This window comes from Mesorhizobium sp. M8A.F.Ca.ET.208.01.1.1, from assembly GCF_004791315.1.
In the GTDB taxonomy this organism is placed as follows: Bacteria; Pseudomonadota; Alphaproteobacteria; order Rhizobiales; family Rhizobiaceae; genus Mesorhizobium.
Map to the genome: position 1 here is coordinate 1 of NZ_SRUT01000096.1, position 379 is coordinate 379.

Sequence of the window (379 nt, forward strand, 5' to 3'; positions counted from 1 at the left end):
TTCATCGTCACGGCGTCGATGCCCTTCTCGCCGATCAGCCGCATGGTCGTGGCGAGGATCGCATCGATGCGCTCGCGGCTGCGCTCCTGTTTTGGCCTGCGCCTCGGTTCCGTCGCTGTTCGCCTTGCTTCCGTCATGCGCCAAATCTTTCACACACGTGCGAATTTGCGGTTGACAAAAAACATGATCAAGTATCAGTTTCGTGAAAATGCTGACAACTTGTCAGTTTTTTGATCGGGCTGCAAGGGAGGAGCGTCTCGTGACAGTCACCGATGCCGGACGTGCGGAAGAGGGCGACTGGCTGGTCGGCAGCCCGACCGGCCTGCAACTCGCCTCGGCGCTGTGGATTGGCTCGGTAGGCCTGCTCATCCTGGGCCTG

General features: G+C 59.6%; 1 pseudogene. It reads right to left on the minus strand.

From position 1 onward, the window contains the following. Nucleotides 1-137, minus strand: a pseudogene (locus tag EN851_RS37540) (TetR/AcrR family transcriptional regulator); the annotation flags it as partial. Nucleotides 138-379 lie beyond the last annotated feature (242 nt).